Origin of the sequence: Micromonospora sp. NPDC048170 (genome assembly GCF_040652795.1) — a bacterium.
Classification (GTDB): Bacteria; Actinomycetota; Actinomycetes; order Mycobacteriales; family Micromonosporaceae; genus Micromonospora.
Genome location: NZ_JBEZMR010000002.1, coordinates 308,191 through 321,514 on the forward strand (window position 1 = coordinate 308,191; position 13,324 = coordinate 321,514).

Here is a 13,324-nt window from a genome sequence, read left to right on the forward strand (position 1 = left end):
ACCAGGTCGGTCAGCCCACCGTGGTGAGCGCGGCCGGCCAGCTGTCGCGGAAGATCTCGCTTCCGGCGCGCTCCGTGCTGCGGGTGCCGGCGAAGAGGTTGGTCACCCGGTTCGCCTCGGTGGTGCTCGGGTACGGGTTGGTGCAGCTGGTGCCGGCGCTGCCGCCGGACATCAGCAGCGCGCAGTTGCCGTTGTAGTTGTCGGGCAGGCCGAGGATGTGCCCGATCTCGTGGGTCATGATCCGCAGCGGGCTGTACTGCTGGGCCTGCTGGGTGTCGATGTAGACCCGCCCGTTGCCGAGGCTGGTCCGCACGGCGTACGAGCCGCCGCCGGTGATCTGGTAGATCCGCAGGTTGGAGCCGCAGTTCGCCGTGAGCGTCAGGTTCGACGTGGCGTTGTTCCAGATCGAGGCGGCCTGGTTGGCGGTGCCGGCGTAGATTCCCGCCTGGCTGGTGTTGTAGCAGATGGTCATGGCGGCCGAGGCGGGCGACGGGTTGGCGACCGTGACGCCGAGGGTGGCGAGTGCCGTCGCGACGAACGCGACCGCGAGCCGGTTGAGCCGTGAGGTCATCGCTTGACTCCAATCCGGGAGGAGGGTGTCAGGAGCGTAGGCATATAGATTCATGATTTTCAATGGGTTCGGCGCGTGAGGCCGGGGCGATGCCTTCTCGGCCGCCCGTGGGTCGCCGGGCGTCGCGCGGATGCGCTAGCCTAACGATCGTTCAGTCGGTACGGCGAGGGAGTCGGCGTGACGCTCGACGGTGAGGCACTGGAGCAGCTGCGCAAGCGGGCCCGGGCCGGCGGTACGGACAAGTACCACGCGGCGAACGCCGCCAAGGGCAAGCTCTTCGCCCGGGAGCGGGTCGCGCTCCTGGTGGACGAGGGCTCCTTCGTCGAGGACGGCCTCTACGCCAACGCGATGGCCGAGGGCCTCCCGGCCGACGGCGTGGTCACCGGCACCGCCACCATCGACGGTCGTCCGGTCTGCCTGATGGCGAACGACTCCACGGTCAAGGCCGGCAGTTGGGGCGCCCGCACCGTCGAGAAGATCATCCGGATCATCGAGCGGGCCTACTCGACCAGCGTGCCGATGGTCTACCTGGTCGACTCGGCCGGTGCCCGGATCACCGACCAGGTCGACCTCTTCCCCGGCCGCCGCGGCGCCGGCAAGATCTTCTGGAACCAGGTCCGTGCCTCCGGCTCCATCCCGCAGGTCTGCGCGCTGTTCGGGCCGAGCGCGGCCGGCGGGGCGTACATTCCGGCGTTCTGCGACGTGGTGGCCATGGTCGAGGGCAACGCCAGCATGTACCTCGGCTCCGACCGGATGGTCGAGATGGTCACCGGCGAGAAGACCACGCTGGAGGCGATGGGCGGGGCCAGGGTGCACTGCGCCGAGTCGGGCGTCGGGCACTTCCTATGCAAGACCGAGGCCGACGCCCTCGACGTGGTGCGGCGCTACCTGTCGTACCTGCCGGCGAACTGGACGCAGCAGCCGCCGGCCGCGCCCGCCGTCGAAGCGCCCGAGAAGGCCGACCTGGCCGCGTTGGTGCCGGCGAGCGAACGGCAGGCGTTCGACATGCGGCGGTACGTCAAGGGACTGCTCGACGACGGTTCCTTCTTCGAGATCCAGGCGCTCTGGGCCAAGGAGCTGACCATCGGCTTCGGCCGGCTGAACGGCGAGGTCGTCGGCGTGGTCGGCAACAACTCGATGTTCAAGGGCGGCGTGCTCTTCGTCGACTCGGCCGACAAGGCGACCCGCTTCGTGCAGCTCTGCGACGCGTTCAACGTGCCGCTGCTGTTCCTCTCCGACGTGCCCGGGTTCATGGTCGGCAGCGCGGTGGAGAAGCAGGGCATCATCCGGCACGGCGCCAAGATGATCACCGCGATCTCCGAGGCGACCGTACCGAAGATCTGCGTGGTGGTCCGCAAGGCGTATGGCGCCGGCCTCTACGCGATGGCCGGCCCGGGCTTCGAGCCCGACGCCACGATCGCGCTGCCCACCGCCAAGATCGCGGTGATGGGCGCCGAGGCGGCGGTCAACGCGGTCTACGCGAACAAGATCGCTGCGATCGGGGACGAGGCCGAGCGGGCCGCGTTCGTCGCCGCGAAGCGGGAGGAGTACGAGCGCGACATCGACGTGGTCCGGCTCGCCAGCGAGCTGGTGGTCGACGCGATCGTCGAGCCGCACGAGCTGCGGGCCGAGCTGGTCCGCCGGTTCGCCGCCGCCCGCACCAAGGAGCGGCACTTCTCCCGGCGCCGGCACGGCGTCACCCCGGTCTGATCCCGCCGCCGGCCCCACCCGGCCGGCGCGGGCCCGCACCGCCCCAGCGACCCGTCCCCGGCGTCACGAGCGCCCGGCGGCCATCCACACAGGAGGATTCCATGGACTTCCGGCTCACCGAGGAGCAAGAGGCGCTGCGGGAGAGTGTGCGGGAATTCGCGCGCGAGGTGGTCGCCCCGGTCATCGCGGAGCACTACGAGCAGCACACCTTCCCGTACGAGGTGATCCGGCAGATGGGCAAGATGGGCCTGTTCGGCCTGCCCTTCGCCGAGGAGCACGGCGGCATGGGCGGCGACTACTTCGCGCTCTGCCTCGCGCTGGAGGAGCTGGCCCGGGTCGACTCGAGCGTCGCCATCACCCTGGAGGCGGCGGTCTCGCTGGGCGCGATGCCGATCTACCGCTTCGGCACCGATGAGCAGAAGGCCCGGTGGTTGCCGAAGCTGCTGAGCGGCGAGGCGCTGGCCGGCTTCGGGCTGACCGAGCCGGGCACCGGTTCGGACGCCGCCGGCACCCAGACCCGCGCGGTGCTCGACGAGTCCACGGACGAGTGGGTGATCAACGGCTCCAAGGCGTTCATCACCAACTCGGGCACCGACATCACGGCGCTGGTCACCGTCACCGCGGTCACCGGCACCCGGCCGGACGGCTCGAAGGAGCTCTCCACCATCATCGTCCCGTCTCCGACGCCGGGCTTCACCGTCGCGCCGGGGTACTCGAAGGTCGGTTGGAACGCCTCGGACACCCACGAGCTGACCTTCGACGACTGCCGCGTGCCGGCGGCCAACCTGCTCGGCGAGCGGGGCCGGGGCTTCGCCCAGTTCCTGCGCATCCTCGACGAGGGGCGGATCGCCATCGCGGCCCTGGCCGTCGGCCTGGCCCAGGGCTGCGTCGACGAGTCGGTCAGGTACGCGAAGGAGCGCCAGGCGTTCGGCCAGCCGATCGGCAACTACCAGGCGATCCAGTTCAAGATCGCCGACATGGAGATGAAGGCGCACACCGCCCGGCTGGCGTACTACGACGCGGCGGCGCGGATGCTCGCCGGTGAGCCCTTCAAGCGGCAGGCCGCCATCGCCAAGCTGCACGCCAGCACCATCGCGGTGGACAACGCCCGCGAGGCCACCCAGATCCATGGCGGCTACGGCTTCATGAACGAGTACCCGGTGGCCCGGTTCTGGCGCGACTCCAAGATCCTGGAGATCGGCGAGGGCACGTCCGAGGTGCAGCGCATGATCATCGCGCGGGACCTCGGTATGTGACGGCGACGGCGGCCGGGCCCGTTCCGCGCCGCTGTCCGTCCGTACCGCTGTCGGATATCCGCCCCCGGGCGTCGACAGGGCGACGCTCGACTGCCGTCGGTCACACCCCGTCCGTACCCTTCCTGCCCATGACTCCGGATCGTGATCGTTCGCGACATCCGGGCGGTCCCACCGGACTGCCGGAACTGTTGCGCGGGCACCGGCTCGCCGCCGGCCTGACCCAGGTCGAGCTGGCGGGCCGGGCCGGCGTGGGCGTCCGGACCGTCCGCGACCTGGAGCGGGGCCGCGCGGCCCGACCGCAGCGCACCACCGTCGAGTTGCTCACCGGCGCGCTGGAGCTGGCCGGTGCCGCCCGGTCGGCGTTCCTGGCCGCCGCCCGGGGACCGGTCCCGGCCGCCGGGCCGGTCACCCCCGAGGGCGCCCCGCCGGCCCGCGTCGACAGCGACCCCCACGCCGGTACGCCGACCGCGCTCCCGCCCCCGGTCGCGCTGATCGGCCGGGACCGCGATCTGGCCGAGCTGGCCGGGTCGTTCACCGACGGGCACGGGCCCCGGCTGGTCAACCTGGTCGGGCTGGCCGGCGTGGGCAAGACCGCACTGGCCCTGTCCGTGGCCCACGCGATCGCCGGCGATCATCCCGGCGGGGCGGCCGGCGTGCTCGTCGCCGAGGGCTCGGACGCCGCCGGCCTGCTCTCCGCGTCAGTGGCTGCCTTCGGCGTCGCCCGGCTGCCCGAGTTGACCGCCCGTCTCGACGGCCGGCCGGCGCTGCTGCTCGTGGACGCGGCCGAGCGGGCACCCGACGCGGTCGCCGAGACGGTGCGCCGGCTTGCCGGGGCGGTGCCGTCGCTGCGGGTGCTGGTCACCGGCCGGCACCCGGTCGGCCTGCCCCGGGAGCGGGTGTGGCCGGTCGCCCCGCTCGACGTCCCGCCGCCCGGCGGTGAGCGGGAAGGATCGGCGGCGCTGGCCGACTACCCCGCCGTGGCCCTCTTCACGACCCGGCTCGCCCGGGTCCGCCGGGAGCCGCCCGGTCCCGCCGAGCTGCCCGCACTGGTCGCGCTGGTACGTCGCCTGGGCGGGCTCCCGCTCGCCATCGAGCTGATGGCGGCCCGGGGCCGGATCCTCGATCTCAACGAGCTGCTCGACCGGTACGGCGACCGCGTCCTCGACCTGGACACCTCGTCCGGGGTGGTCGAGCGGCCGGGCTGGGACATGCCGGAGTCGGGCCGGGAGGGCCCCCGGGCGGCGGTGGCGGAGACCCTGCGGGATGCGGTGGCCATCAGTTACCGCCTCCTCGCCCCGGACGAGCAGGCCGCCCTGCGCCGGCTCGCCGCGTTCGGCAACCGCTGGTCGGTCGAGCTGGCCGAGGAGATGCTCGCCGACCCCGCCGACCGGGACGGAACGGTGGTCGTGGACCCGGTCCCGCTGCTGGATCGGCTCGTCGAGCTCGGCCTGCTGAGCGTCCGGGGCACCGGGCCGTTCCGGTTCCGCCTGCTCGACGCCGTACGGGACTTCGCCGCGGAGCAGGCGACCGCAGCCGGCGAGCTGACCGAGATCCGGCGCCGGCACGCGCAGGTCGTCGCGCGGCTGGTGGCCCGGACGGCACCGGAGCTGGTCGGCGCCGACCTGCCGGCGGCGGTGCACCGCCTGGACGAGGTGACCGGCGACATCAGCTCGGCCCTGGCGCACGCCGCCGTCGACGATCCGTCGACCGCGTTGTGGCTGGCGGCGGCACTGTCCCGGTGGTGGCGGTTCCGGGGGCGGGACGTGCCCGGCCGGCAGTGGCTGCGGCGTCTGCTGGCGGATCCGCGTACCGCCGACGCCGAACCGGTGCTGCGGGCGTGGGCGTTCCTCGGGGTGGCCCGGCTCGCCGCCGAGCACGGCGCCGGGGCCGAGGAGTTGCCGGCGGCGCGGTGGGCGCTGGCCGCGTTCCGGGAGGCCGGTGACGTCATCGGGGAGTCGGAGGCACGTACGGTGCTCTGCGCGCTCCTGGTCGCCCTCGGCGAGCACGACGAGGCGCGGGGGCAGGCCGAGGCGGTGCTCGCACTGGCCGTCCGGCACAGGCGGGTCCGGGACATGGCGGTGGCGCAGAACAATCTCGCCTGGCACGACGTCCGGGTCGGTGACCTGGCGGGTGCCCGACGCCGGCTGGCCGCGGTCGACCGGCTCGCCGCGCAGTGCGGGGATCAGCGGCTGCGGATGATCGCACGGGCCAACCTCGCCGAGGTGTCCCGCATCGAGGGCCGGTACGCCGACGCTGTCGAACAGGGCCGGCGGGTGGTTGCGGCGCTGGCGGACCTCGGCGACCCCAGCCACCGGCGTCGGGTGCTCGGCACGGTGGGCCTGGCGCTGGCCCGGGACGGCAGGTCCGTCGAGGCGGCCGAAGTGCTGGCCGAACTGCGCCTGCCACCGGGGCCGCCCGTGCCACGTCCCGGGGAGGCCTGGTCGCCCGGGCGCTTCCAGGGTGCGACGACGCCCGGGGTTCGCCTTGAGGACGGGATCTGCGCGCTGATCGAGGGGCACCTGGCCCTGCACCGGGGCGATCGTGAGCTGGCGACGGAGTGGTTCGCCGCCGCGGCGGAAGCAGGCGTCGACGGCCAGGGCCGGCGTGACGTGGTGGAGGCGCTGGTGGGGCTGGCCGCCAGCTCGGGCGATCCCGCCGTGCTGGACCGGCTCGACCGGGCCTGCCGGCAGGGCGGTGTCCGGCTGCTGCCGCACGAGGAGGAACTGCTGTACGCGTCGACCGCGAGCCGGGGCGAACAGGCCGGGCGAACGGCCGGCGGTGGAGGCGCCCCGTAGAGCGAACCGGGGGTGACGCGGGCGACGAAGCCCCTCTTGCTACCCCTCACCCGTCGCCCGCGCCATCACCCCCCGGCGCGTCCCCACATGCCGAAGAGTAGCCACCGTCCGCTCGTGGCTTCGTCCGGTTTGATCGCCTATCGGCCCGTGGGCGCGGCAGTTCTGCCGCTCTTTCTGCCGGTGTCGAGCGGCCCTCGGGGGCGGGTCAGGACGCGTCGGCCGCCCCGTCCCAGTCGGGGGTCGAGCCGGTGCTTCCGGCGGTGGCGCCGGGGTGCACCGCGTCCCGTACCCGGCGCAGCCCGTCGAGCAGGGCGGCCAGCGCTTCCGGGTCGAGTTGGCCGGTGAACCACTGCTCGATGATCCGCAGATGCCCGGGCAGGGTCTCGTCGAGTCGTTGCAGGCCGGAGGCCGTGACCACGGCGAACGAACTGCGCCGGTCGGAGGGGCACGCGCGGCGGGCGAGCAGCCCGTCGCGTTCCATCCGGTCCACCACCCGGGTGACGCCGCTCGTGGAAAGGGAGGTCTGTGCGGCCAGGTCGGTCATCCGCAACTGGTTGCCGGGTGAGCGGGCGAGTCTGGTCAGCACCTCGAACTCGACCGGTGAGAGGCCGTGCTCTTCGAACTGGGCGGCGAACCGGGCCGAGAGCCCGGCGTGCGCCTCGACGAGCAGGCCGACGGCGGTGATCCGGGGGTCGTCGAACACGTTCTGGTCCACGCGCCCATCGTAGCAGTCCTTGACATGAGGATTGTTGTTGTGCTTATAGTTGCTTCGGCAGTCATTGGGCTACTAAACAATCTTCCCCACGGAGGGCATTTCCATGACCAGCAGCACCGCACCGGTTACCCGCGACTGGGACGGCCTCACGATCCCGACCGCCGGCACCTACCTGCTGGACGCGGCACACAAGCGCGTGGGCTTCGTCGCCCGGCACATGATGGTCAGCAAGGTACGCGGTGAGTTCGCCGACGCGAGTGCCACCATCACCATCGCCGAGGACCCGACGCAGTCCTCGGTCAGCGCCACCATCCAGGCGGCCACCATCAACACCACCCAGGCCGACCGGGACGCGCACCTGCGCAGCCCCGAGTTCCTCGACGTCGAGAGCTTCCCGACCCTGGAGTTCCGCAGCACGGCCGTGAAGTCGCGCGACGGCAACGAGTTCGTCCTCTCCGGCGAGCTGACCATCAAGGGCGTCACCCGCCCGGTCGACTTGGAGGTCGAGTTCGAGGGCGTCGGCCGCAGCCCGTTCGGGCAGGACATCTTCGGCTTCTCCGCCTCCACGGAGATCGACCGCGAGGACTTCGGCCTGACCTGGAACGTCGCCCTGGAGACCGGGGGCGTGCTGGTCGGCAAGAAGATCAAGATCGAGATCGAGGGCGAGGCCGTCCGTCAGGCCTGATCGCCGTACCGCTTCCGGGCCCGCGCGCACCACGGCGCGGGCCCGACGCGCGTACGCGGAACGGCGGCCACCCGCCGAGGTGTAATTCGTCACGACTTATTCGCGGTCCGGTCCGGTGCCGGGCGACCCGGCTGGGTAGAGATTCCGCTGGGAGCGCGTCTGCCGACTGGAAAACGGTCGTCCCGGCCATGGGATCACCGGGACCTCCTCTGGTCGCGACGATGCCGACGCTCCTAACGTGGAGGGCTCACCACGCGCTTACCGGGCCGGTACGGTCCGCTGCGCCTCGCGCCGGGAGGAAACATGGGCAGGGACGTCGAGCAGGGCGCCTTCTCCCGGGAGGACCGGGTCCGCTACCGACAGAAGGTCCGGCGGTGCCTGGACGTCTTCGCCCTGATGCTGGACGACTTCGGCTTCGACGCCGACCGGCCGATGACCGGGCTGGAGATCGAGCTGAACCTGGTCGACTCGTCGGCCGAGCCGGCGATGCGCAACGACCAGATCCTCGCCGACATCGCCGATCCCCTCTTCCAGCCCGAGCTCGGCCAGTTCAACCTGGAGCTGAACGCGTCGCCCCGGCTGATCGAGGGCAGCGGGTTCGCCGACTACGAGCAGGACCTGCGCGGCAGCCTCCTTCGCGCCGACGAGCGGGCCGCCAAGTCGGACGCGAAGATCGTCATGGTCGGCATCCTGCCCACCCTCACCGAGCGCCACCTGGTCGAGGACAACCTCTCCACCAACGAGCGCTACCGGGTGCTCAACGACCAGATCGTCGGCGCGCGGGGCGAGGACATCGAGCTCGACATCCGGGGCGTCGAACGCCTCCAGACCCACACCGACTCGATCGCCCCCGAGGCCGCCTGCACCAGCCTCCAGTTCCACCTCCAGGTCGCCCCGGACAGCTTCGCCGACTACTGGAACGCCTCCCAGGCCATCGCGGGGGTGCAGGTGGCCGTCGGGGCCAACTCGCCGTTCCTCTACGGGCGGCAACTCTGGGCGGAGACCCGGATCGCCCTGTTCGAACAGGCCACCGACACCCGGCCGGACGAGCTGAAGGCGCAGGGCGTACGCCCCCGGGTCTGGTTCGGTGAACGCTGGATCACCTCGATCTTCGACCTGTTCGAGGAGAACGTCCGCTACTTCCCGCCGTTGCTGCCGATCTGCGAGGACGAGGACCCGGTCGAGGTCCTGCACGGCGGCGGCGTGCCGGAGCTGGGCGAGCTGCGCCTGCACAACGGCACCGTCTACCGGTGGAACCGGCCGGTCTACGACATCATGGACGGCCGCCCGCACCTGCGCGTGGAGAACCGGGTGCTGCCGGCCGGCCCGACCGTGGTCGACATGCTGGCGAACGCGGCCTTCTACTTCGGGTTGGCGCGGGGGCTGGCGGAGGCCGACCGGCCCATCTGGAGCCAGCTCACCTTCAGCTCCGCCGAGGAGAACTTCCACGCCGCCGCCCGGCGCGGCATGGACGCCGTCCTGCACTGGCCCCGCCTCGGCGAGGTGCCGGTGACCAGGCTGGTCCTGGACGTCCTGCTGCCCACGGCCGCCGCCGGGCTCGACCGGTTCGGGGTGGCCCCGGCCGAACGCGACCGGCTGCTCGGCATCATCGAGCAACGCTGCCGTACGGGCCGTAACGGCGCGGTCTGGCAGACCGAGGCGGTCTGGGCGGCCGAGCGGCACCGCGGCATGGACCGGGAAGCCGCCCTGCACCACATGGTGCAGCGCTACGCCGAACTGCAACGCGGCAACGAGCCCGTGCACACCTGGCCCGTCGACTGAATCGGCCGCGGTTCAGCGGGCCCGGCGGCCTGGGCGGGGCCTGCGGCCGGTGGCCGAGGACCCCACCGGATCGCTCGGGGCGGACGCCTCCTCGGTCGACGCCGACGACCCTGACGCCGCAGTGACGCCTTCGGGTGCCGGAGCGGCCAGGTCGCCGGTCGGCGCCTCGGCCATCGCGGTCGTGGGGGTCGGCGCCGGTCCGCGCCCGGTGACGGGCCCCGCGAGCCGCCCCCCACCCACCTTGACGGCGGCCCGGTCCGGTGCGGTGCCGCCCGGCGCGGTGGTGTCCCGGTCAAAATCGGTGCGGCCCGGCCCTCTGGCGGGGGCGTCGGTGTCGTCGGCCGGGTGGGCGTGCCGGCCGGACAACGGGTCGGCCGGGCGGTCGGCGGGCTCGTCGGTGCGCTGGCGGGGCACCCGCACCGGCTCCCGGTTCGCGGCCCGTCGGGCGGCCCGCTGGGCGAGGGCGGTGACCAGGACGGCGCCGCCTACCCCGATGATCACCGCGTACGGCGCGATCAGGTGTGCCGACACCTGCTCCGGGCTGATCGCGGTCAGCCTCGGCACCGCCAGGAAGTACGCGGTCGCGACGAGCAGCGGCCCGGCCGCACCCGAGACGGCCGCCCCGACCCGGTGATCGGGATGCCGGGCGTCCCGGCGGGCGGCGAGGGCGCCGATCACCAGCGCGGATCCGAGGGACAGCAGCGCCCCTGGCCAGTAGAAGTAGTCGCGGATCCAGTAACGCCCGTCGTCGGGGCCGAGCTGCCAGATGCCGAGCTGCGCACTGGTCAGCCCGCGCCCGGCCAGCACCCCGTCCACGACGGCGACCACGGCGAGCAGCCAGAGCCACGCGACCGTGGCGATGACGTTGTTCGCGGCGGCCCGCGAGCGCAGCGTCCAGGCCGCGGTCAGCACCCCGACCAGCACGCCGATCGCCGCGTAACCCGCCGCGACGTTCCGGGGCGAGCCGGTGTCCGCCGCCGCCACCGCCTCCCGGGCTGGTACGGCCACCAGCAGCACGGTGATCAGCGCGCCCACGCCGGCGGCCACGGCGAGTGCGACGGACCCGAGGGCGCCGCCGGCCGGGCCGGCCGCAGCCGCGTCGGCGGGCTCGGCGTCCGGTGCCGGGGCGCGGTCGCGCAGCCGCTGGGCGCAGACCGCGCCGAAGATCGTCGAGGTGGCCGCGATCCAGGTGGCCCAGATCAGGCCCGCCACCCAGGCGGTCGCGCCGTCGGCGGCGTCCGCAGGTGCCCAGTTGATGATGCCCAGCCCGTAGCCGAAGCCCAGTTGGGCCGCGCCCGCGCCGGCAGCGACGCCGACCGCGATGGCGATCGATCCTCCCCAGCCCCGTCTGGCCATGCCGGGGAGCGTAACGTCCCGTGGTCGGTGCGGCGAGTCGTGGCGGTCCACCGAGGGGCGACCGCGACTGCGCCGGCGTCGGCGGGAGCGGGTACGGTCGCCGGTGATCGAGGCGGGGTGGGCGGATGACGGACGGGGACACGGGCGCTCGGGACGACGCCGGGCCGGACCGGTCGACGATGCTGCTCAGGGGCGGGCTGGCCGTCGTGCTGCTCGCCGCCGTCGGCGCGACCGGCGGCTGGATCCTGGCCGGCGAGGACGATCCGGCGCCCCGACCGCCGGCAGCGGCGGAGAGCCTGCCCACCACCGCCACTCCCGGCGCGGCCCGGTCGACCCCGGGCCGGTCCGCGCCGTCGGCTCCCCGGACGACCGCGCCGAGCCGCTCCACGGGGTTGACGGTCCCGGCGGTCGTCGGCGAGGACTTCACGGACGCCCGCGCCGAGCTGCGTGAGAAGCGGCTGGGCTGGCGGCTCGTCTTCGGCACTGGCACGGGGACGAAGGTCGAACGCACCTCTCCCGAGGCCGGGACCGAGGTGGGGCCCGGGCGCACCGTGACGCTCTACGTGAGCGGGCCGGCGCCGGCCGCCACCGTGCCGGACGTGGTGGGCGACAAGTGTGGCGACGCGGCGGACGAGCTCGTCGACGAGGGTTTCTACCCGGAGTACCGCACAGGCAGGAAGGGCACGGTCAGCCGCCAGGAGCCGGCCGGCGACGGCGCGGCCCGGTGGAACGACCAGGTGTCGATCTGGTGCGGCGACGCGCCGGAGGACGGCGGATCGGCCTCCCCGACACCGTGACGGAGCGTCCGGCACGCTGATCCCGGCCGATGGCCTCCGGGAGCGCTAGGTTGGCGGCCAGGGGCCCACGACGCCCACCCGGACCGGGGAAGGACGTGCGATGAGCGACGACCGCGAGGAACCGCCAGCCGTCTGGTCCGGCCGGGCGGAGGTGCGCCCGGCCCGGCCCGCCGACCAGCCGGAGGCCGGGTGGTACGCCGAGGAGCAGGGCACGCGGCGCTGGTGGCTGCCGATCCTCTGGGGTGTGGTCGTGCTGCTGCTGCTCGGCGTGCTCGGCGTCGGGCTGTGGCTGGCCCTCCAGCCGGCGGACGACGGTCCGGGCGGGCCGGAGCCGTCGCCGTCGGTGTCCCGCGCCTCGCCGACCACCGCCGCGCCGACCTCGGCCGCCCCCACCACCTCACCGCCCTCGGCGTCCCCGTCGCCCTCGCCGGCGGCCCAGTTGCCGATGCCGCCGGTGTTGAACCTGCCGCTGGAGACGGCGCAGGCGATCCTGGACGACGTCGGGCTGGGCCACCGGGTGGAGTACGAGACGTCCGACCGTCCTGCCGGCACCGTTGTCCGCAGCGAACCGGAGGCGGGAGAGCTGGTGCCCGAGGACGAGGAGGTCACGCTGGTGGTGGCCCGCGAGGCCGCCTCGCCGACCGGCGAGGTCACGCCGTCGGTCGAACCGACCGCCACCCGGTGAGCCGCTGACCCGGCCGCCGGCGGAGTCGCCGCGACGTCACCACATGCGCCGTCTCGTCCCGACCAGGCCGAGCCCGGCCAGCGAGATGGCCAGACCGAAGATGCCGGACCAGAAGAGGGAGCGGCGTACGTCGTCCGGCGAGGGGCGGGCGGCCTGGACCGTGTCGTTCCGGGCGTCGGCGGAGGCGTCGGCCCCGGCGACGCCCGATCCCGGGCCGCTGGCGGCGCCGAGCGCGTCCGGTTCGTCCTGTTCGTCCGGTCCGGTCAGTGCGTACGGGGCGTCGAGTGCGTCCGGCCCGTCGTCGGGTGGGTCCTCGTCCACCACGGTGATCTCCGGTGCCGGGACCGGGGTGGTCAGTCGCGTGGTGGACGAGAGGGCGGGATCGTGGACCACGACCACCAGGGTGGTGGCGGCGCCGATCAGCGCCAGGAGTCCGAAGGCGTAGGCGATACGGGAGCGGTGGTGCCGCCGCGCGGCGGGCTGATTGACCATGGCCATCCCAGGTTCGGGGTCCTGGACGCGCGGGGTGGAAACGTGCCGGGGTGGGCGTACCTCATTCTATGGCGGCGGCACGCGCCACGGCTGCCGATCGCGCAGGTCAGCCCGCCCGGACCGGGGTGCGGGCGACGGGCCGGCGCGGCGCACGCACGGTGTGCGGACGCGGCTCGGGGGCCGACCGCAGATGGCACAGCCCCTCCCGCTGGACGAAGATCGACCGCCGGTTGACCGCGTCCCCCGATGCGTTCAACTCGTAGCCTTCGAGCCAGATCCAGCCGTCGTAGGTCGGCCAGTCGAGCACCCGGATGACCCGGAACATGATGGGTCTCAGGAACTGGACACTCGCCGCGCGAGTCACGTGCAGTACGTCACCGGAGCGGGGAAGCACATGGGCTCCTGGGAAGGGTCGGCCGGCGGGCGGGCCGGCGGATGCGGGTCGGGGGACGTCGATGGCCCGATGGCGGGGGTCGTGCC

12 protein-coding genes are annotated in these 13,324 nt (G+C 73.5%); 7 read left to right on the forward strand and 5 right to left on the reverse strand.

Annotation, left to right across the window (positions count from 1 at the left end):
• Positions 1–10: 10 nt before the first annotated feature.
• A complete protein-coding gene (locus tag AB0D32_RS04975; protein ID WP_357085044.1) occupies positions 11–571 on the reverse strand; it encodes a snapalysin family zinc-dependent metalloprotease in 561 nt (186 codons plus the stop codon).
• A 177-nt stretch (positions 572–748) separates the two neighbouring features.
• On the opposite strand from AB0D32_RS04975, the gene AB0D32_RS04980 reads away from it, so the two are divergent.
• The 3 genes from AB0D32_RS04980 (at position 749) to AB0D32_RS04990 (ending at position 6,332) form a co-directional block, all read left to right on the forward strand.
• On the forward strand, positions 749–2,281 hold the full coding sequence (locus AB0D32_RS04980) for an acyl-CoA carboxylase subunit beta (RefSeq protein WP_357085046.1): 1,533 nt from the start codon (positions 749–751) through the stop codon (positions 2,279–2,281).
• A gap of 101 nt (positions 2,282–2,382) precedes the next feature.
• Positions 2,383–3,537: an acyl-CoA dehydrogenase family protein gene (locus AB0D32_RS04985; RefSeq protein WP_357085048.1), complete on the forward strand. Its 1,155-nt coding sequence runs from the start codon at positions 2,383–2,385 to the stop codon at positions 3,535–3,537.
• Positions 3,538–3,665: 128 nt separating this feature from the next.
• Entirely contained in the window at positions 3,666–6,332 is a 2,667-nt protein-coding gene (locus tag AB0D32_RS04990) for a helix-turn-helix domain-containing protein (RefSeq protein ID WP_357085050.1), read from the forward strand.
• Between the two features lie 205 nt (positions 6,333–6,537).
• Here the strand turns inward: AB0D32_RS04990 and AB0D32_RS04995 are convergent, their stop codons facing one another.
• Complete coding sequence (locus tag AB0D32_RS04995) at positions 6,538–7,047, reverse strand: MarR family transcriptional regulator (protein WP_357085052.1); 510 nt, start codon at positions 7,045–7,047, stop codon at positions 6,538–6,540.
• A 103-nt stretch (positions 7,048–7,150) separates the two neighbouring features.
• On the opposite strand from AB0D32_RS04995, the gene AB0D32_RS05000 reads away from it, so the two are divergent.
• On the forward strand, positions 7,151–7,732 hold the full coding sequence (locus AB0D32_RS05000) for a YceI family protein (protein ID WP_357085054.1): 582 nt from the start codon (positions 7,151–7,153) through the stop codon (positions 7,730–7,732).
• A gap of 303 nt (positions 7,733–8,035) precedes the next feature.
• Complete coding sequence (locus tag AB0D32_RS05005; RefSeq protein ID WP_357085056.1) at positions 8,036–9,514, forward strand: glutamate--cysteine ligase; 1,479 nt, start codon at positions 8,036–8,038, stop codon at positions 9,512–9,514.
• Positions 9,515–9,526: 12 nt separating this feature from the next.
• Here AB0D32_RS05005 and AB0D32_RS05010 read toward each other — a convergent pair whose 3' ends face one another.
• Positions 9,527–10,870, reverse strand: coding sequence for a hypothetical protein (locus tag AB0D32_RS05010; protein ID WP_357085058.1), 1,344 nt, complete (start codon positions 10,868–10,870; stop codon positions 9,527–9,529).
• A gap of 125 nt (positions 10,871–10,995) precedes the next feature.
• Here AB0D32_RS05010 and AB0D32_RS05015 point away from each other — a divergent pair, with 125 nt between their 5' ends.
• Both AB0D32_RS05015 and AB0D32_RS05020 read left to right on the forward strand, forming a co-directional pair.
• Positions 10,996–11,667, forward strand: coding sequence for a PASTA domain-containing protein (locus tag AB0D32_RS05015; protein WP_357085060.1), 672 nt, complete (start codon positions 10,996–10,998; stop codon positions 11,665–11,667).
• 100 nt (positions 11,668–11,767) lie between these two features.
• Positions 11,768–12,352 (forward strand): PASTA domain-containing protein, encoded by a 585-nt coding sequence (locus tag AB0D32_RS05020; protein ID WP_357085062.1) that lies wholly within the window; start codon positions 11,768–11,770, stop codon positions 12,350–12,352.
• A gap of 36 nt (positions 12,353–12,388) precedes the next feature.
• On the opposite strand, the gene AB0D32_RS05025 is transcribed toward AB0D32_RS05020, so the two are convergent.
• The gene (locus tag AB0D32_RS05025) at positions 12,389–12,850 is read right to left on the reverse strand and encodes a hypothetical protein (RefSeq protein ID WP_357085064.1); all 462 of its coding nucleotides are present in this window, start codon (positions 12,848–12,850) and stop codon (positions 12,389–12,391) included.
• A 100-nt stretch (positions 12,851–12,950) separates the two neighbouring features.
• A complete protein-coding gene (locus AB0D32_RS05030) occupies positions 12,951–13,238 on the reverse strand; it encodes a hypothetical protein (RefSeq protein ID WP_357085066.1) in 288 nt (95 codons plus the stop codon).
• Positions 13,239–13,324: the final 86 nt, after the last annotated feature.

Excerpts from the sequence above, each read along its gene's own strand:
- AB0D32_RS05005 (WP_357085056.1), top strand. The coding sequence starts at position 8,036 with ATGGGCAGGGACGTCGAGCAGGGCGCCTTCTCCCGGGAGGACCGGGTC.
- AB0D32_RS05000 (WP_357085054.1), top strand. The coding sequence starts at position 7,151 with ATGACCAGCAGCACCGCACCGGTTACCCGCGACTGGGACGGCCTCACG.
- AB0D32_RS04985 (WP_357085048.1), top strand. The coding sequence starts at position 2,383 with ATGGACTTCCGGCTCACCGAGGAGCAAGAGGCGCTGCGGGAGAGTGTG.
- AB0D32_RS05025 (WP_357085064.1), bottom strand. The coding sequence starts at position 12,850 with ATGGCCATGGTCAATCAGCCCGCCGCGCGGCGGCACCACCGCTCCCGT.
- AB0D32_RS05010 (WP_357085058.1), bottom strand. The coding sequence starts at position 10,870 with ATGGCCAGACGGGGCTGGGGAGGATCGATCGCCATCGCGGTCGGCGTC.
- AB0D32_RS05015 (WP_357085060.1), top strand. The coding sequence starts at position 10,996 with ATGACGGACGGGGACACGGGCGCTCGGGACGACGCCGGGCCGGACCGG.
- AB0D32_RS05020 (WP_357085062.1), top strand. The coding sequence starts at position 11,768 with ATGAGCGACGACCGCGAGGAACCGCCAGCCGTCTGGTCCGGCCGGGCG.
- AB0D32_RS04975 (WP_357085044.1), bottom strand. The coding sequence starts at position 571 with ATGACCTCACGGCTCAACCGGCTCGCGGTCGCGTTCGTCGCGACGGCA.
- AB0D32_RS04990 (WP_357085050.1), top strand. The coding sequence starts at position 3,666 with ATGACTCCGGATCGTGATCGTTCGCGACATCCGGGCGGTCCCACCGGA.